This window comes from Streptomyces sp. NPDC055400 (assembly GCF_053644375.1).
Map to the genome: position 1 here is coordinate 542706 of NZ_JBSHLM010000003.1, position 18254 is coordinate 560959.

Here is an 18254-nt window from a genome sequence, read left to right on the forward strand (position 1 = left end):
AGGCATGGAACTTCACGACGTCTGGTTCGTACTCATCGCGGTCCTGTGGATCGGCTACTTCTTCCTGGAGGGATTCGACTTCGGGATCGGGGTCCTGACCAAGGTCCTCGCACGCGGCCGCACCGAGCGGCGCGTCCTGATCAACACCATCGGACCCGTCTGGGACGGTAACGAGGTGTGGCTGCTCACGGCCGGCGGTGCGACCTTCGCCGCCTTCCCCGAGTGGTACGCGACGCTCTTCTCGGGCTTCTACCTGCCGCTCCTGATGATCCTGGTCTGCCTGATCGTGCGCGGCGTCGCCTTCGAGTACCGGGCGAAGCGGCCCGAGGAGAAGTGGCAGACCAACTGGGAGCACGCGATCTTCTGGACCTCACTGATACCGGCGGTTCTGTGGGGCGTGGCCTTCGGGAACATCGTGCGCGGCGTGAAGATCGACGCGCACAAGGAGTTCGTGGGCAGCTTCTGGGACCTGCTCAATCCGTACGCGATCCTGGGCGGGCTGGTGACGCTGACGCTGTTCACCTTCCACGGCGCGGTGTTCGCCTCGCTGAAGACGGTGGGCGACATCCGGGTGCGGGCGCGGAAGACGGCGCTGGGGCTCGGTCTGGTGGCCGCGGCCCTCGCGCTCGCCTTCCTGATCTGGACCCAAGCCGACAAGGGCGACGGCTCGTCGCTGATCGCGATGATCGTGACGGTGGCCGCCCTCGTCGGCGCCATCGTCGCCATCAAGGCGGGGCGTGAGGGCTGGTCGTTCGCGCTGTCCGGCATCACGATCGCGGCAGCCGTCGCGATGCTCTTCCTGACGCTGTTCCCGAACGTCATGCCGTCTTCGCTCGACCCGGACTGGAGCCTCACGGTCACCAACGCCTCGTCGAGCCCTTACACCCTGAAGATCATGACCTGGTGCGCGGCGGTGGCGACGCCCATCGTGCTGCTCTACCAGTCGTGGACGTACTGGGTGTTCCGCAAGCGGATCGGCACGCAGCACATCGCCGATGCCGCACACTGAGCCCCTGATGACGAGGGTGTGTTTCACGTGAAACCGATCGACCAGCGTCTGCTCCGGTACGCCAGGGCCACTCGCCTCTTCCTGATCGCGGTGGTGGTCCTCGGCGTGGCCGGGGCGGGCCTGGTCATCGCTCAGGCGATGCTCATCGCCGAGGTGGTGGTGGGGGCCTTCGAGCACGGTCTTGATGTCTCCGCCCTGCGTACACCGCTCTTGCTGCTCGCGCTGGTGGCGGCCGGGCGCGGTGTTGTCTCCTGGCTGACCGAACTGGCCGCTCACCGGGCCAGCGCGGCGGTCAAGTCGGAGCTGCGCGGACGGCTCCTGGAGCGCGCCTCCCAGCTGGGCCCGGGGTGGCTCGGCGGGCAGCGGACCGGATCCCTGGTGGCGCTCGCGACGCGGGGTGTGGACGCGCTCGACGACTACTTCTCGCGCTATCTGCCGCAGTTGGGCCTCGCGGTGGTGGTGCCCGTGGCGGTGCTCGCGCGCATCGTCACCGAGGACTGGGTGTCCGCGGCGATCATTGTCTGCACGCTGCCCCTGATTCCCGTCTTCATGATCCTCATCGGCTGGGCCACCCAGTCCCACATGGACCGTCAGTGGCGGCTCCTGTCCCGGCTTTCGGGGCACTTCCTGGACGTGGTCGCCGGACTTCCGACGCTGAAGGTGTTCGGCCGGGCCAAGGCGCAGGCCGAGTCGATCCGCCGGATCACCGGCGAGTACCGGCAGGCGACGATGCGGACCTTGCGCATCGCTTTCCTGTCGTCGTTCGCCCTCGAACTGCTCTCGACACTGTCGGTCGCCCTGGTGGCCGTGACCATCGGCATGCGGCTCGTGCACGGCGACATGGACCTCTACGTGGGACTGGTCATCCTCGTCCTCGCGCCCGAGGCCTATCTGCCACTGCGTCAGGTCGGCGCGCAGTACCACGCGGCGGCCGAGGGGCTCGCCGCAGCGGAGGAGATCTTCGCCGTCCTGGAGACCCCGGTGCCGCCCTCCGGCGCCGGAGCGGTGCCCGCGGCCACCGGTATCGCCTTCGACGGGGTGACCGTCCGCTATCCCGGCCGGTCCGCGGACGCTGTCTCGGAGGCCGACTTCGAGGTCGCGCCCGGGGAGACGGTGGCACTCGTCGGTCCGAGCGGCGTGGGCAAGTCGACGCTGCTGAGCGCGGCGCTCGGATTCGTCCGTCCCGACGCGGGGCGGGTCCTCGTCGGGGGCGCCGATCTGGCCGGTCTCGACCGGGAGGCGTGGCACGCGCGCGTGGCCTGGGTGCCGCAGCGGCCGCAGCTGTACGCCGGGTCGGTCGCGGACAACGTGAGGCTCGCGCGGCCCGACGCGTCGTCCGCGGAGGTCGAGGAGGCGCTGCGCGAGGCGGGAGCCCAGGACTTCGTCCGTGCGCTGCCCGACGGCGCGGACACCCTGCTCGGCGAGGACGGGGCCGGGCTCTCCGCCGGGCAGCGGCAACGCCTCGCCCTGGCACGGGCGTTCCTCGCCGACCGGCCCGTGGTGCTGCTGGACGAGCCGACGGCCGCGCTCGACGGCGAGACCGAGGCGGGGATCGTCGAAGCGGTCCGCAGGCTTGCCGCCGGCCGGACCGTCCTTCTGGTGGTGCACCGTCCCGCGCTGCTGGCCGTCGCCGACCGGGTGGTGCGTCTCGACGTACCGCGTTCCCCTGCGGTGGCGGGGGAGCCTGCGGTACGACCCGTGCCGCCGGCCGAGGCGGCCGAAGGGCCCGTCTACGTGGAGGGCCGTCACGTATCCGATCACTCCGGAGAGATCCGGGGCAGTGTGCTCGCGCGCGTGCGGGGTGCCGCGCGGGCGCGGCGGGGGCGCCTTGCCCTCGCGCTGCTGCTCGGAGCGCTCGCCCTCGGCAGCGCCGTCGGGCTCATGGCGACCTCCGGGTGGCTCATCTCGCGGGCCTCGCAACAGCCGCCCGTGATGTATCTGATGGTCGCCGTCACGGCGACCCGCGCCTTCGGGATCGGCCGCGCCTGCTTCCGGTACGCCGAGCGGGTCGTGTCGCACGACGCCGTGCTGCGGATGCTGGCCGACACCAGGGTCGCCGTCTACCGGCGCCTTGAGCGGCTCGCCCCCGCGGGCCTGCGCGCGACGCGCCGCGGCGATCTGCTCTCCCGGCTCGTCGCCGATGTGGACGCCCTTCAGGACTACTGGCTGCGCTGGCTGCTGCCCGCGTCGGCCGCCGCGGTGGTCGGTGCCGCCTCCGTCGCGTTCACCGCCTGGATGCTGCCCGCCGCCGGTGCCGTGCTCGCCGCGGGCCTGCTGCTCGCGGGGGTCGGCGTACCGCTGCTCTCCGGAGCCGTCGCCCGCCGCGCCGAGCGCCAACTGGCCCCCGCGCGCGGGACGCTGGCCACCCGCGTGGCCGAACTCCTCACCGGCACCGCCGAACTGACCGTCTCTGGAGCGCTTTCCGCGCGGACCGCGCAGGCGAAGGCAGCCGACTCCGTGCTGACGCGGATCGCGTCCCGCGCCGCCACCGCCACCGCGCTGGGCGACGGACTCACCGCGCTGATCACCGGCCTCACCGTGGCCGGTGCGGCCCTCGCCGGGGTGCAGGGTGTGCGCGAGGGCCGCCTCGACGGGGTCCAGCTCGCGGTCGTCGTCCTGACGCCGCTGGCCGCGTTCGAGGCCGTCATGGGCCTGCCGCTCGCCGTGCAGTACCGCCAGCGGGTCGAGAAGAGCGCCGAACGTGTCCACGAGGTCCTGGACGCGCCGGACCCCGTACGGGAGCCGGAATCGCCCGCGCAGGCGCCGCAGGATCCCTTCCCTCTGCTGGTGCGCGGTCTCGCCGCGCGCCACGACGGGCAGGGCCGGGACGCGCTCCACGGGGTCGACCTCACGCTGGAGCGGGGCCGCAGGGTCGCCGTCGTCGGCCCGTCCGGGTCCGGCAAGACGACGCTCGCGCAGGTCCTGCTGCGGTTCCTGGACGCGGGCGAGGGGTCGTACACCCTGGCCGGGCAGGACGCGTACGGGCTCGAAGGGGATGCGGTGCGGCGGCTCGTCGGGCTGTGCGCGCAGGACGCGCACCTCTTCGACAGCTCGGTGCGCGAGAACCTGCTTCTCGCGAAGAAGGACGCCACCGACGACGGACTGCGCGAAGCCCTGGCTGCCGCGCGCCTCCTGGAGTGGGCCGATTCGCTGCCCGACGGGCTCGGCACCCTCGTCGGCGAACACGGCGCGCGCCTGTCCGGAGGCCAGCGGCAACGGCTCGCCCTGGCCCGCGCCCTCCTCGCCGACTTCCCCGTCCTCGTGCTCGACGAGCCCGCCGAGCACCTCGACCTGCCGACGGCGGACGCGCTGACGGCGGACCTCCTGTCCGCGACCGAGGGCCGGACAACGCTGCTGATCACGCACCGAATGGCCGGCCTCGACGCCGTGGACGAGGTCATCGTCCTCGACGCGGGAAGGGTCGTGCAGCGCGGCAGGTACGAGGATCTGGTCGCGGTCGAGGGGCCGTTGCGCACGCTGTGGGAACGCGAGCGTGAGGCGGAGCTGCTGGTGGGCGCGTAGCCGTACGGACCGGGTGGCCCGGGCAGGACTCTTCCCGACTTTCCTCTCCAAATGGGACTAACTAGTCTCAAGGCATGTCAGCTGCTCCGGTGCCCGGCGCCACCCCACCGTCCGACGGCGAGCGGGACTCCTCCGACGCGCTGGAGGCGGCGACGCAGGCGACGCGCGGGCTCCAGGGACTGTCCGCCGAGCTGACCGCGCGGGTACCGCAACTGCTCGAAGCGATGCGGTCCGTAGGCACCGGTCTGGAGCTGCACACCACCCTCGACCGCATCTGCGAGACGGCCGCCGAGCTCGCCGACGCCCGTTACGCGGCGATCGGCGTCGTCTCCGAGGACGGCGAGGCTCTCTCGGACTTCGTCTTCCACGGAGTCGACGGGGAGACGGCGGAGCTCATCGGACGACTGCCCGACGGCCACCGCGGGCTCCTCGGCGCGCTCATCAACGACCCGGACCCGGTACGCCTCGCGAACCTCGCCGACGACCCCCGCTCCTGCGGCTTTCCGGCCCACCACCCGCCGATGCGGACCTTTCTGGGCGTCCCCATCCGCGTACAGGGGGAGATCTTCGGCAACCTCTATCTGACGGAGAAGCAGGGCGGTGTCGAGTTCAACGACTACGACCTGAACATGGTCCGTGTCCTCGCCACGGAGGCCGGCATCGCCATCGGCAACGCGCGCCTGTACGAGGCCGCCAGGCAGCGTGAGCGGTGGATCGACGGGTCCGTGGCCGTCACGACCGCCCTGCTGTCGGGCAGTGACGCCGAGGACGCCCTCCAGGTCGTCGCCGAACAGGCCAGACACTTGTCGGGCTCGGCGGCCGGCATCGTCCTCCTGCCGGCCGAGGAGGGCGGCATGGAGATCGTCGCCGTCTCGTCGGACGAGCCGTCGCAGGCCCTCGGCGTGATCATCCCGGCCGAGAGCGAGATCGTCACCGAACTCCTGGGCGGCGCGGCCGTGTTCATCGACGACGCGTCCACCGACCCGCGCATACTGACCGATCTCGCGCACGATTACGGACCGGCGATGATGCTGCCCCTCCAGAGCGACGGCCGGGTCCTCGGCACCCTCGTCACGCCACGCGCGCGTGGCGCCCGGCCCTTCAGCGACGCGGAGCGCACCCTCGCCACCCAGTTCGCGTCGCAGGCCGCACTCGCGCTGATGATGGCGGAGGCGCAGCGCGACCGGGAGCGGCTCGCGGTGTACGAGGACCGCGACCGGATCGCCCGCGATCTCCACGACCTCGTCATCCAGCGCCTGTTCGCGACGGGGATGATGCTGGAGAGCGCTCAGCGCAGGTCCGTCGTGCCCGAGGTGCAGGTCGGTGTCGGCAGGGCCGTCGACGAGCTGGACGTCACCATCCAGGAGATCCGCACGGCGATCTTCGCGCTCCAGCAGGGTCCCGCCGAGGCGCCGTCGGGCCTGCGCACACGGGTCCTGCGCGAGATCAACATGGCGGCCGTGCCGCTCGGCTTCACGCCCACGCACCACTTCGCCGGCGCCGTCGACACCGTGGTCGGCGAACTCACCGGCAAGAACCTCATCGCCGCCCTGCGAGAGGCGCTGTCCAATGCGTTCCGGCACGCGGAGGCCGCCCGTATCGACGTGGTCGTCGACGCGAACGTCACGCTCCCCGACGGGCAGCCCGGCGTCCGGCTGACCGTGGCCGACGACGGCGTCGGCATCCCGGAGGGCGGCCGGCGCAGCGGCCTCAAGAACCTCAAGCGGCGGGCCGATTCCCTGGGAGGCGACAGCTGGTACGGGCCGGGCATCGGGGAGGACGGGGGCGGCACGACGGTGATCTGGCAGGCGCCTCACTGAGGGTGCGATCAGGTACCGCGCCGGGCCCTGTTCAGGGGTACGGATCTGACCTACGGATCTGAGCCGTACAGGGCGCCCGCTCCCCTCTAGTCGTACGAGTTCAACAGGCGGTGCCCGCACGCCCCGGGCCACGACCTGGGGGGCAGTGGATCGGCCGGTCGGGGACGAGCGGCAACTCGACAGGGCCGCACCTGCACGTCGAGGTCCGCCTCACGCCCTACGCCGGGTCGGGGATCGCCCCGTGCCATGGGCTCGGGCAGCACGGGGTGCCGCTCTAGGGGGCACGGGGGCTGCGCGCGGGGCGGGTCCACGTGCGGAGGACCGTTTCTTCGGGTGCTTCCGGGAGTCTGCTTCTAGGAGTCGCCCGAAGCGCCGTCCCCGGAGGGCCGACGCGCCGCCAGGATCTGCTCGATGACCGCGGCCACGCCGTCCTCGTTGTTGGGCACCGTGTGGCCCGACGCGGCGGCGAGCACCTCCGGGTGCGCGTTGCCCATCGCGAACGAGGTGCCCGCCCAGGTGAGCATCTCCACGTCGTTGGGCATGTCCCCGAAGGCGACGACCTCGGCCGCTGTGATGCCGCGCTCGGCGCAGCACAGCGCGAGGGTGCTGGCCTTGGAGACGCCGGGGCCGCTGATCTCCAGGAGCGCGCTGGGGCTGGAGCGGGTGATCGCCGCGCGGTCGCCGACGGCCTCGCGGGCCAGGGCGAGGAACTCGTCGGGGGCGAGGTCCGCGTGGTACGCGAGCAGCTTGAGGACGGGCTGGTCGGCGCAGGGCGAGCCGTCGGCGAGGAGCTTCTCGGCGGCGGCGACGCTCTCCCCCGCCTCCAGGTGCAGCGGCGGGTACGTCGGCTCGTGGTGGAGGCCGCCGGTCCGCTCGACCGCGAAGGCCGTGCCGGGCGCGGCGGCGCGCACGATGCGTACGACGTCGAGGGCGGTCTCGGGCGCGAGGTCCCTGATCTTCACGAACCGGTGGCGGCCGGGGCCGCCGTGCAGGTCCACCACGGCCGCGCCGTTCCCGCAGATCGCCAGGCCGTGGCCGTGCACGTGGTCGCTGACAACGTCCATCCAGCGGGCCGGCCTGCCGGTCACGAAGAAGACCTCGATGCCCGCCCGTTCGGCGGCGGCGAGCGCGGCGACCGTCCGCTGCGAGACGGACTTGTCGTCTCGCAGCAGCGTGCCGTCCAGGTCCGTGGCGACGAGCCGGGGCGCGGGGGCGTTGGCGGCCGGGGTCCAGGGCCGAGGAGTCGGTGAGGTCACCGCACCAGTGTCCCGCATATGCGCGCACGGGCGTGCGGTGGGGCGCGCAGATGAGTACGGTCCTCGCGCAGGCGCCCCAACGCTTGTGCCGCGTCGCTGCGGTCCCTCAGCCGAGCTGGGCGAGGGCGTCCGTGGCGATGTTTTCGAAGACCTTCTGGTCGGCGGCGAACTCCGAGTCGGGGATGGGCCAGTGGATCACGATCTCGGTGATGCCCAGGGCGGCGTGCCGGCCGGCGAAGTCGACGAAGGCGTCCACGGACTCCAGCGGACGGTTGCGGTCCGGCGTGAACCCGGTGAGGAGGACCTTGTCGAGTTCGGCGGCGTCACGGCCGATCTCGGCGCAGGCACTGGCGAGCTTGGCCGCCTGTCCGCGAATGGCCTGAACCGACTCCTCGGGGGTGCCCGTCTCGAACAGCCTCGGGTCGCCCGTCGTCACCCACGCCTGCCCGTGCCGGGCGGCCAGTTTCAGTCCGCGCGGTCCCGTCGCGGCCACCGCGAAGGGCAGCCGGGGACGCTGCACGCAACCCGGGATGTTCCGCGCCTCCTGGGCCGAGTAGAACTCACCGTCGTACGTCACCGAGTCCTCGCTCAGCAGCCGGTCGAGCAGCGGCACGAACTCGGCGAAGTGGTCGGCCCGTTCGCGCGGGGACCACGGCTCCTCGCCGGCCTTCAGGAGTGTCGTCGCGTCGAAGCCGTTGCCGCCCGCGCCGATGCCGAGGGTGATCCGGCCACCGGAGATGTCGTCGAGGGAGATCAGTTCCTTGGCCAGCGTGACCGGGTGCCGGAAGTTCGGCGAGGTGACGAGCGTGCCGAGGCGCATCCGCTCCGTGACGGACGCGGCGGCGGTCAGGGTCGGCACGGCGCCGAACCACGGCCCGTCGCGGAAGGTCCGCCAGGCCAGGTGGTCGTAGGTGTACGCGGTGTGGAAGCCCAGCTCCTCGGCGCGCTGCCACGCGGCTCGGCTGCCCTCCTGCCAGCGGCGGTAGGGCAGGATCACGGTGCTCAGACGCAGGGCGGGCGTGGGCTGACGGGGCTGACGGTTCATGCCTGAGAGCCTAAGCGGCGTGCGCCGGGCGCGGGCCGGGGGTGAGGGCGGCGTGGGGCTCCGTGTCTCGCGGGTCCGGTCGGTCTCAGTCGGGAAACCGCAGGTAGCGAGGCGGGACGGCCTCCGTGAGCCAGACGCCGTTGGCGCTGACGCGGAACGTGTGGCCGTCTCGGTGCATCGCTCCCGCGTCGACGGACAGCACGACGGGGCGGCCGCGGCGGGCGCCGACGCGGGTGGCGGTCTCGCGGTCGGGCGAGAGGTGGACGTCGTGCCGGCTCATGGGCCGCAGCCCCTCGGCGCGGATGGCGTCCAGGGCCGGGGCGACAGTGCCGTGGTAGAGGTACGCGGGCGGGGTCGCCGGGGGCAGCCCGAGGTCGACGTCCACGCTGTGGCCCTGGCTGGCGCGGATCCGGGAGCCCTCGATCGCGAAGCGCCGCTTGTCGTTGGCGGCGACGACGTGGTCGAGCTCGTCCCGCGTGATGCGGAAGCCGTGGGCGGCGGCCGCGGCGAGCAGCGTGCCGATCTCGACCCAGCCGCCCTCGTCGAGGGTCAGTCCGATCCGCTCCGGCTGATGCCGCAGATGCTTCGAGAGGTACTTCGACACCTTGACGGTGCGTCTTTCATCCATCCCGTCAGAGTGGCGGGCGTCTCACTTCTCGTGCACGTGATTTTTCTGTTCGCAGGTTTGATCCACAGCCAAGTCCGGTTATCCACAGGGGATTTGACGATTCTGTGGACAACTGTCAAGTGATTGGCGGCATTTGGTCAACAGACGGCGATTTGTAGTGGTTTGAGGCAAGGGTGTCCAATGTTCTTGCTTGTACCTCCCGTTCGGTCGCGGCGGCGATGAACTCGGAGACGCTCTCAGCACCAACGAGGCTCCGTACAGCGCGGATCGTGGCACCGGGAAGAGCCACCGAATGGACCTCCTCCACAGGCGAGGTGACCGGACCATCCGACAGGTGCCGGTGGAGGTGCCGCGTGGCGAACAGCTTCATGGCGCGCGCCAGTTCGGCGTCGACCGACTGCTGCGCGAGCGGCCGGAGTCTGCGAACGAGCGAGGCCGCCTCGGCCGCCTCGGCGTCCGTCGGGGGCAACGGGCCGAGGTAGCGCGCGAAGACATGCTCGGTCGTGAACTCCAGGAAACGCGTGGCGATGTGCTCGATCTGACCCCTCAACTCCCTTAGATGACCGGAGATCGCGGGCAAGGGGACGCCGGACGCATGCAACTCGGCGGCCACAGCCAGCTCTTGAGGACTCGGGACCAGGAACTCGTCGTCGTGTCCGGGGATCTGTTCCAGGATCCCGAGCGCCACCGCGTCGGCGATGGCCGCCTCGTCCTCGCTGCCCCCGAACCGTGCCGCGAGATCGGCGCGCGAGATCCGATCGGCCTTCTCGTCGGTCCACGGCCCATCGACCTCCGCGACCAGGCCGAGCACACCCCCGAGCCCGCGCCCCGCGTCCCACGCCTCGAGCAGCTCCTTGATCGAGGCCAGGGTGTACCCGCGGTCGAGGAGGTCGGCGATCTGCCGCAGCCGGGCCAGATGCGTGTCCCCGTACACATTGGCCCTGCCGCGCCGCTCGGGGCGGGGGAGCAGTCCCCGGTCCTGGTAGGCGCGGATGGTGCGGACCGTGGCGCCGCTGCGGTGCGCCAGGTCCTCGATCCGGTACTCGGCCACAGCCTGCTCCGTCACGCTTCACATCCCTCTGCCGTGCTGTGTGGGAAGGCGGCGCCGTCCCGTGTTCCGGACGTCGACCGCATGCGGCCGGACCGAACGAAAGACCCTAGGACAGAGCGGTCCGGCCGATCGCGCCCGCCGCCGTCCTGGCCGCGGGCGACTGCGCCAGATACTCGACGGCCTTGCGCAGCGACCCCTCCTGCGAGGGATGGTACGACCGCCGCAGATAGCGGGGAATCGCCGCACCCAGCTCCCGCCAGCTGGGCAGCAGCCCCTTGCGCACCGCCCTGTTGTGCTCGGCCGGCGAGTAGCGCAGGCGTCCCGCGAGCTGAGGGTCGTGACGTATGAGGTACGCCGCGCCCCAGGCCCACAGGTACAGCATCACGGGAGCGGTGACGGCCATGCCCGCGACCCGGCGGGCGTAGCGGGGCAGACCCTCGCCGCCGCAGTGCTGGTACATGTCGAAGGCGACCGCGCGGTGCTCGACCTCCTCCGCGCCGTGCCAGCGCAGCAGGTCGAGCATGACCTCGTCCGTGCCCGCCGCGTCGAGCCCTTCGGCGTGCAGCACCCAGTTCCCCAGGACCGCGGTGAACTGCTCAATCGCAGCGACGACGGAGAGCCGGAAGCGCAGCCACTCCTGGGCGGAGACCGGGGCGCCCAGCGGCGGCCGCTCGCCGAGAAGCTTCTCGAAGAGGAAGTCGACGTACTTCGTGAAGTCCGCGGTGTCGAGCCGCTGCGCTGCCAGATGGTCGAGGACGTACGCGTGCTGCACGCTGTGCGTCGCCTCCTGACCCATGAACCCCTTGACGTCCACGAGCAGTTCGGGATCGTCGACGAGCGGCAGGCCCTCCTTGAACACCTTCACGAACCACCGTTCCCCCGCCGGGAGCAGCAGGTGCAGCACATTGATGACGTGCGTCGCCGTGGGCTCGCCCGGTATCCAGTGCAGCGGCGTCGTCTCCCAGTCGAAGGAGACCCGGCGCGGGGTGATCGCGTAGTGCTCGGTGTGCCCGGTGGGCTCGCTGTGTTCGGTGGGCCCGGCGCTCTCCCCGGTGCTCACAACGGCGGCTCCAATCGTGCGACGGCGCGCAGGGCCTTGGGCGTGAAGCGGGACATGAGGTGGGCGCCGCGGGCTTCCGGCGTGACGGGGACGACGGCCTGATTGCGTACGACGGCGGACAGGATCGCGTCGGCGACCTTCTCCGGCGGGTAGTTCCGCAGGCCGTACAGACGCGAGGACTTCTTCTGGCGGCGCTTCTCCTCTTCGGCGTCGACCCCGGCGAACCGGGCCGTCGCCGTGATGTTCGTGTTCACCAGGCCGGGGCAGATCGCGGAGACGCCGATTCCCTGGCCCGCCAGCTCGGCACGCAGGCACTCGCTGAGCATGAGGACGGCGGCCTTGGACGTGCTGTAGGCGGGCAGTGCCTTGGAGGGCTGGAACGCCGCGGCGGACGCCGTGTTCACGATGTGGCCGCCCTGTCCTCGCTCGGCCATCTGCTTGCCGAAGAGGCGGCAGCCGTGGATGACGCCCCACAGATTGACGTCGAGGACCTTCTTCCAGTCCTCCGGCGTGGTGTCGAAGAAGGACCCGGACAGGCCTATGCCCGCGTTGTTCACCAAGACGTCGACGATGCCGTACTCGGCGGCGACCTTCTCGGCGAGCTTCTCCATGGCCTGCTCGTCGGCGACGTCGACGGTCTCGGCCCACGCCTGGGGGGCGCCTATGAGCTGGGCCATCTCGGCGGTGCGGGCCGCGCTCTCCGTGTCCCGGTCGACGGCCACCACGCGCGCGCCGGCCTCGGCGAACGCGAAGGCCGTGGCCCGCCCGATCCCGCTGCCCGCGCCCGTGACCAGCACCAGCTGGCCGCCGAAGCGCTCGGCGTGCTTGCCTGTCGCCTTCGTGCGCCCGGCGGGCAGACCGGCCTCCCGCTCCTCGTTCGCCAGGACGAACTCGCTGATCCACGCGGACAGTTGATCCGGCCGGGTGCGCGGCACCCAGTGCTTGGCCGGCAGCGTGCGGCGGACCAGCCCCGGTGCCCACAGCTCCAGTTCGTCATAGAGCCGTTCGGACAGGAAGATGTCGCCCAGGGGCAGGACGAGCTGCACCGGCGCGTGCGCGTAAGCGTCCTCGCGGGGCCTGCTCAGCCGCGCCCGTACGTTGTCCCGGTAGAGCCAGGCGCCATGGGCGGCGTCCGAGGGCAGGGACGGCGTCGGATAGTCGCCCGCCGGCACCTTCTCCATGCGTTCGAGGATCTTCGGCCAGCGCTTGCCGAGCGGACCGCGCCAGGCGAGCTCGGGCAGTACGGGCGTGTGCAGCATGTACACGTACCAGGACTTGGCGCCCTGGCCGAGGAGCTGGCCCACCCTGCGGGGCGTCGGCCGCGCAATCCGCTTCTTGATCCAGTGCCCGAAGTGGTCGAGCGACGGGCCCGACATCGAGGTGAAGGACGCGATCCTGCCCTCGGTGCGCTTGACCGTGGCGAACTCCCAGGACTGCACCGAACCCCAGTCGTGGCCGACCAGATGGACCGGCTTGTCCGGGCTGACCGCGTCGGCGACCGCGAGGAAGTCGTCCGTCAGCTTCTCCAGCGTGAACCCGCCGCGCAGCGGCGTCGGGGCCGTCGACCTGCCGTGTCCCCGCACGTCGTACAGGACCACATGGAAGCGGTCCGCGAGCCGCTCGGCGACCTCCGACCACACCTCCTTGGAGTCCGGGTACCCGTGCACGAGCAGCACCGTGGGCCGGTCCGGGTCGCCCAGCTCGGCCACGCACAGCTCGATACCGCCCGTGCTGACCCAGCGCTCCCGCGCTCCGGCCAGCCCCTTGAGTCCCGTCATCAGATGCCCTCCGCCCAGCGCCGCACGTGCGGCAGATCGTCGTCCAGCCAGAACGCGCTCTGTTCGGGGTCCTTGGAGTCGGTGACGACCAGGATCTCCTCGAACTTCGCGCCCGTACCCCTGAAGCCGAGGTGCGGCTCCACCGCCCACAGGCCCGGCTGCGGCGGATGGTCGGAGAACTTGTACGGCGACCACAGCGGGGACCAGCCGTCCCGGTGCCCATGGATCGCGTCGCTCGCGAGCCCCTTCAGGGACTGTGTGCCGAAGCCGAACAGCGTCGGGGACAGCCGGCGCTCCTTGACCCGGTCCACCTTGTGCGCGATCACGCCGAACGGGTACGCGCGATGTCGGTTCGCGTAGCCCTGGCGGACCATGAGCCGGTCCACGTCCTCGTAGATCTCCCGCAGGGAACGGCGCTCGCGGACCTCGCGGACGATCAGCTCGCGGTGTGCCTCGAGGTCGGCGAGCAGCTTGTCCTGCACGGGATTGAGGCCGAGCGAGCCCGAGTAGCCGATGTCCGCCGTACAGCCCTTGTAGACCGGGGCCATGTCGAGGATGAACGGCATCCCCGCCTCCAGCTTCCGGTTCGTCGGGAAGAACTGGAGCGGGACCCGGAAGCCGGCGAACGCCGTGCGGTCGCCGAACCAGGCGAACGGCAGATGGAACCAGTCGCGCACGCCGCGCTCCCGCAGCCACTCCCGCTGCATCCGGGCGGCCTCGCGCTCCGTCACGCCCGGCTTGAGCTGCGCCGCGACGGCCTCCGCGCACTCGTACGCGAGGGACTGGACTTCTCTGAACCCCCGCAGCTCCGCGGAGAGTTCACGTACCACTGCTGGGGTCATGCCACCGTCCGTCCGTGTCCGGTCCGTTGCCGTACGCGCTCGTAACTTGACACTGATGAATGTGACAATGGTTGGCGGCTGCGTCAAGGGGTGTGCGCGGGAGCCTGTGGAAAACTCCGGGAGCTCACGGAGGGCGACTCAGGGAGGAACCCCTAGGGACCCGTAGTACTCGAGTCTGAGGCAGGGACAACCCCCTGGTCTGACGACCCGTGTGGTCTGCGCCACTACCTTCGAGGTGTGACTGTGATCGCGACCGAAAGCCTGAGCAAGCGGTTCCCCCGGGTGACCGCGCTTGACCGGCTCTCCATGGACATCGGGCCCGGTGTGACGGGACTCGTCGGAGCCAATGGAGCCGGCAAGTCCACTCTGATCAAGATCCTTCTGGGTCTGTCCCCCGCCACGGAGGGCCGCGCCGCCGTGCTCGGCCTCGACGTGGCCACCGAAGGCGCCGCCATCCGCGAACGCGTCGGCTACATGCCGGAACACGACTGCCTGCCGCCCGACGTCTCGGCCACCGAGTTCGTCGTCCACATGGCGCGCATGTCGGGCCTGCCGCCCACCGCGGCCCGCGAGCGCACCGCCGACACCCTCCGCCACGTCGGCCTCTACGAAGAGCGCTACCGCCCCATCGGCGGCTACTCCACGGGCATGAAGCAGCGCGTGAAGCTCGCGCAGGCTCTGGTCCACGACCCGCAGCTCGTCTTCCTCGACGAACCGACGAACGGCCTCGACCCGGTCGGCCGTGACGACATGCTCGACCTGATCCGCCGCGTCCACGCCGACTTCGGCATCTCGGTCCTCGTCACCTCGCACCTCCTGGGCGAGCTGGAGCGCACCTGCGACCACGTCGTCGTGGTCGACGGCGGAAAGCTCCTGCGCTCCAGCTCCACCACGGACTTCACCCAGACCACGACGACCCTGGCGATCGAGGTCACCGACTCCGACGAACACCCGGACGGCACGCGCGCGTTGCGCGAGGCCCTCGCCCGGCGCGGCATCGAGACCACGACCGGCGGGGAGCTCCCCGGCGCCGGACACACGGTGCTGATCACCACCCAGAGCGACGACACCTACGACCTCGTGCGCGACATCGTCGCCGAGCTCGGCCTCGGGCTGATCCGGATGGAGCAGCGCAGGCACCACATCGCGGAAGTCTTCCGCTCAGAGACGGACAACGAGCGGAAGGAGGCGGTCACCCATGGCGGTTGAGCAGTCCCTCACCCCCGCCGGTGAGCAGACCCGCATCCACAACATCGGCTACCGCCACTACGACGGCCCGCGCCTCGGCCGCGCCTACGCCCGCCGCTCGCTCTTCTCCCAGAGCCTGCGCGGCTCCTACGGCCTCGGCCGCTCGGCCAAGTCCAAAGTGCTGCCGATGCTGCTCTTCGTAGTGATGTGCACCCCCGCGCTGATCATGGTCGCGGTCGCCGTCACCACCAAGATGAAGGACCTGCCGGTCGACTACACGCGCTACGCGATCCTCCTGCAGGCCGTCATCGGGCTCTATCTCGCCTCCCAGGCACCCCAGTCCGTCTCGCGAGACCTGCGCTTCAAGACGGTCCCCCTGTACTTCTCCCGCCCCATCGAGCGCGGTGACTACGTCCTGGCGAAGTTCGCGGCCATGACCTCCGCCCTCTTCGCCCTGACGGCGGCCCCGCTGATCGTGCTCTACGTAGGCGCGCTGCTCGCCAAGCTCGACTTCGCCGAACAGACCAAGGGATTCGCCCAGGGACTGGTCTCCGTGGCCCTGCTCTCGCTGCTCTTCGCCGGCATCGGCCTCGTCGTCTCGGCGGTCACCCCCCGCCGCGGCTTCGGCATCGCCGCCGTCATCGCCGTCCTGACCATCTCCTACGGAGCGGTCTCCACCGTCCAGGCCATCGCCGACTCGCAGGACAACAGCGGCGCGATCACATGGCTCGGCCTCTTCTCGCCGGTCACCCTCATCGACGGCGTGCAGACCGCCTTCCTCGGCGCCACCTCCGCCTTCCCCGGCGGACACGGTCCCTCGACCGGCCAGGGCGTCGTCTATCTGCTCGTCGTGCTCGGGCTCATCGCGGGCTGCTACGGCCTCCTGATGCGCCGCTACCGGAAGGTCGGACTGTGACCACGATCAACATCGACCACGTATCGCGCTGGTTCGGCAACGTGGTGGCGGTCAACGACATCACGATGACGATCGCCCCCGGCGTCACCGGCCTCCTCGGCCCGAACGGCGCGGGAAAGTCCACCCTCATCAACATGATGGGCGGCTTCCTCGCCCCGTCGAACGGAACGGTCACCCTCGACGGAGAGCCGATCTGGCGCAACGAACAGATCTACCGTCACATCGGCATCGTCCCCGAGCGCGAGGCGATGTACGACTTCCTCACCGGCCGCGAATTCGTCGTCGCCAACGCCGAATTGCAGGGCCTCGGCACGCACGAGGCGCAAAAAGCGCTCGCCACGGTCGAGATGGAGTACGCGCAGGACCGCAAGATCTCGACGTACTCCAAGGGCATGCGCCAGCGCGTGAAGATGGCGTCCGCCCTCGTCCACGAGCCGTCCGTGCTGCTGCTCGACGAGCCGTTCAACGGCATGGACCCGCGCCAGCGCATGCAGCTCATGGACCTCCTGCGCCGCATGGGCGCCGAGGGCCGCACGGTCCTCTTCTCGTCGCACATCCTCGAAGAGGTCGAGCAGCTCGCCTCCCACATCGAGGTGATCGTCGCCGGGCGCCACGCGGCCGGCGGTGACTTCCGCAAGATCCGCCGCCTGATGACCGACCGTCCGCATCGCTACCTCATCCGCTCCAGCGACGACCGCGCCCTCGCGGCCGCGCTGATCGCGGACCCGTCCACCGCGGGCATCGAAGTCGACCTCAAGGAGGGCGCGTTGCGCGTCCAGGCCGTCGACTTCGGCCGGTTCACCACCCTGCTGCCCCAGGTCGCCAAGGCCCACGGCATCAGACTGCTCACGGTCTCGCCGTCCGACGAGTCCCTCGAGTCCGTGTTCTCGTATCTGGTCGCGGCGTAGGAGGCCCTGATGTACGACCCCACTGTCGCCCGGCTCACCTACCGAGCCCTGCTCGGCCGCCGCCGGGCCCTCATCCTGTGTGCCCTGCCCGTCCTGCTCATCGCCATCTCCGCGCTCGTGCGCGGCCTCACCGGGGCGGACGACCAGATCGCCGCCGACGTGCTCGGCGGGTTCGCGCTCGCCACGATGGTGCCGATCATCGGCGTCATCGCGGGCACGGGCGCGATCGGCCCCGAGATCGACGACGGCTCCGTCGTCTACCTCCTGGCGAAGCCGATCAAGCGCCCGACGATCATCTTCACCAAGCTGATCGTCGCCATCGCCGTGACCATGGTGTTCTCCGCGGTCCCCACCCTCATCGCGGGCCTGATCCTGAACGGGAACGGGCAGCAGATCGCCGTCGCCTACACGATCGCGGCCCTCGTCGCCTCCATCGCGTACGCCGCGCTCTTCCTGCTCCTCGGCACGATCACGCGCCACGCGGTGGTCTTCGGCCTCGTCTACGCCCTGGTCTGGGAAGCGCTCTTCGGGTCCCTCGTGGCCGGTGCGCGCACCCTCAGCGTGCAGCAGTGGTCCCTCGCCGTGGCCCACAAGGTGGCGGGCGGCGACCTCATCACCTCGGACGTCGGCCTCCCTCTGGCCACCGTCCTGCTCGCCGGGGTCACCGTGCTCGCCACCTGGTACGCGGGCCAGAAGCTGCGCACGCTGAAGCTCGCCGGCGAGGAGTGACGGCTCTTGACAGCGGCTTCACCCTCCCATCAGGACACTGGTCGGGAGGGTGACCTGCTTTCCGGGAGAGCGACCCGTTTTCCAGGAAGCTGATCTGTCCCAGAGACAGGAAGCTGATCTGTCCCAGAAAGGTGACCTGTTCCAGGAGGAGTGGAGATGACAGCGGAGCCGGAGCGTGAGCGGGACGAGACTTGGGAGGGCGTGGCTCTCGACGAGGACTTCATACGGTCCGCCGAGACCACGGAGCCGTCCGCGCGGGCCCGCATGCTCGCCGCACGCTGGCGGAACGAGTCCCCGGAGCCCCAGCCGTGGCGCTCCGACGAGCCGCCCGCGGGCTGGTTCTTCAGCCGCGCCCGCCGCCGCAAGTGGCGCAAGCGCTAGGGCTTGTCGTTTGGGCCGGACAGGCCCAGCCACGCGCCTGGCCACATTTTATTCGGTGGCGTCCAACTACCTGTAGGGGCACAGTAGTTCTGTCACCGCGCCGCGCACGGCGCCCGCCTAC

Annotated in this window: 15 protein-coding genes and 1 pseudogene; 9 read left to right on the top strand and 7 right to left on the bottom strand. The window is 70.8% G+C overall.

Annotated elements, in window-relative coordinates; genetic code table 11:
- Nucleotides 1-4: 4 nt before the first annotated feature.
- The 4 genes and pseudogenes from cydB to ACWIGU_RS10595 form a co-directional block, all read left to right on the top strand.
- Entirely contained in the window at nt 5-1009 is a 1005-nt protein-coding gene (cydB, locus tag ACWIGU_RS10580; protein ID WP_356277231.1) for a cytochrome d ubiquinol oxidase subunit II, read from the top strand.
- A 27-nt stretch (nt 1010-1036) separates the two neighbouring features.
- Nucleotides 1037-4531 carry a thiol reductant ABC exporter subunit CydD gene (gene cydD, locus ACWIGU_RS10585; RefSeq protein ID WP_454399426.1) on the top strand — a complete coding sequence of 1165 codons (3495 nt, stop codon included), beginning with the start codon at nt 1037-1039 and terminating at the stop codon, nt 4529-4531.
- Nucleotides 4532-4605: 74 nt separating this feature from the next.
- Nucleotides 4606-6351 (top strand): sensor histidine kinase, encoded by a 1746-nt coding sequence (locus ACWIGU_RS10590; RefSeq protein WP_454399428.1) that lies wholly within the window; start codon nt 4606-4608, stop codon nt 6349-6351.
- 140 nt (nt 6352-6491) lie between these two features.
- A pseudogene (locus tag ACWIGU_RS10595) lies at nt 6492-6629 on the top strand (M23 family peptidase); the annotation flags it as partial.
- Between the two features lie 75 nt (nt 6630-6704).
- On the opposite strand, the gene ACWIGU_RS10600 reads toward ACWIGU_RS10595, so the two are convergent.
- From ACWIGU_RS10600 to ACWIGU_RS10630, 7 genes are all read right to left on the bottom strand, one after another.
- Complete coding sequence (locus ACWIGU_RS10600) at nt 6705-7625, bottom strand: Cof-type HAD-IIB family hydrolase (RefSeq protein WP_454399430.1); 921 nt, start codon at nt 7623-7625, stop codon at nt 6705-6707.
- An 88-nt stretch (nt 7626-7713) separates the two neighbouring features.
- Nucleotides 7714-8652: an LLM class flavin-dependent oxidoreductase gene (locus tag ACWIGU_RS10605; protein ID WP_454399432.1), complete on the bottom strand. Its 939-nt coding sequence runs from the start codon at nt 8650-8652 to the stop codon at nt 7714-7716.
- 85 nt (nt 8653-8737) lie between these two features.
- Nucleotides 8738-9280, bottom strand: coding sequence for an RNA 2'-phosphotransferase (locus ACWIGU_RS10610; protein WP_454399434.1), 543 nt, complete (start codon nt 9278-9280; stop codon nt 8738-8740).
- A gap of 115 nt (nt 9281-9395) precedes the next feature.
- On the bottom strand, nt 9396-10346 hold the full coding sequence (locus ACWIGU_RS10615) for a MerR family transcriptional regulator (RefSeq protein WP_454399436.1): 951 nt from the start codon (nt 10344-10346) through the stop codon (nt 9396-9398).
- A 91-nt stretch (nt 10347-10437) separates the two neighbouring features.
- Complete coding sequence (locus ACWIGU_RS10620; RefSeq protein ID WP_454399438.1) at nt 10438-11391, bottom strand: metal-dependent hydrolase; 954 nt, start codon at nt 11389-11391, stop codon at nt 10438-10440.
- A complete protein-coding gene (locus ACWIGU_RS10625; RefSeq protein WP_454399440.1) occupies nt 11388-13169 on the bottom strand; it encodes an SDR family oxidoreductase in 1782 nt (593 codons plus the stop codon). The genes ACWIGU_RS10620 and ACWIGU_RS10625 overlap by 4 nt, the downstream gene beginning before the upstream one ends.
- On the bottom strand, nt 13169-14011 hold the full coding sequence (locus ACWIGU_RS10630; RefSeq protein ID WP_454399442.1) for a M24 family metallopeptidase: 843 nt from the start codon (nt 14009-14011) through the stop codon (nt 13169-13171). Before ACWIGU_RS10630 ends, ACWIGU_RS10625 begins: the two co-directional genes overlap by 1 nt.
- 243 nt (nt 14012-14254) lie before the next feature.
- On the opposite strand from ACWIGU_RS10630, the gene ACWIGU_RS10635 reads away from it, so the two are divergent.
- From ACWIGU_RS10635 to ACWIGU_RS10655, 5 genes are all read left to right on the top strand, one after another.
- The gene (locus tag ACWIGU_RS10635) at nt 14255-15220 is read left to right on the top strand and encodes an ABC transporter ATP-binding protein (RefSeq protein ID WP_454399674.1); all 966 of its coding nucleotides are present in this window, start codon (nt 14255-14257) and stop codon (nt 15218-15220) included.
- Nucleotides 15210-16115, top strand: coding sequence for an ABC transporter permease (locus ACWIGU_RS10640; protein ID WP_454399444.1), 906 nt, complete (start codon nt 15210-15212; stop codon nt 16113-16115). The genes ACWIGU_RS10635 and ACWIGU_RS10640 overlap by 11 nt, the downstream gene beginning before the upstream one ends.
- Nucleotides 16112-17023, top strand: coding sequence for an ABC transporter ATP-binding protein (locus ACWIGU_RS10645; RefSeq protein WP_356277260.1), 912 nt, complete (start codon nt 16112-16114; stop codon nt 17021-17023). Before ACWIGU_RS10640 ends, ACWIGU_RS10645 begins: the two co-directional genes overlap by 4 nt.
- A gap of 9 nt (nt 17024-17032) precedes the next feature.
- Nucleotides 17033-17752, top strand: coding sequence for an ABC transporter permease (locus tag ACWIGU_RS10650; RefSeq protein WP_100597167.1), 720 nt, complete (start codon nt 17033-17035; stop codon nt 17750-17752).
- Between the two features lie 156 nt (nt 17753-17908).
- Nucleotides 17909-18133: an SGM_3592 family protein gene (locus ACWIGU_RS10655; RefSeq protein WP_100597166.1), complete on the top strand. Its 225-nt coding sequence runs from the start codon at nt 17909-17911 to the stop codon at nt 18131-18133.
- Nucleotides 18134-18254 lie beyond the last annotated feature (121 nt).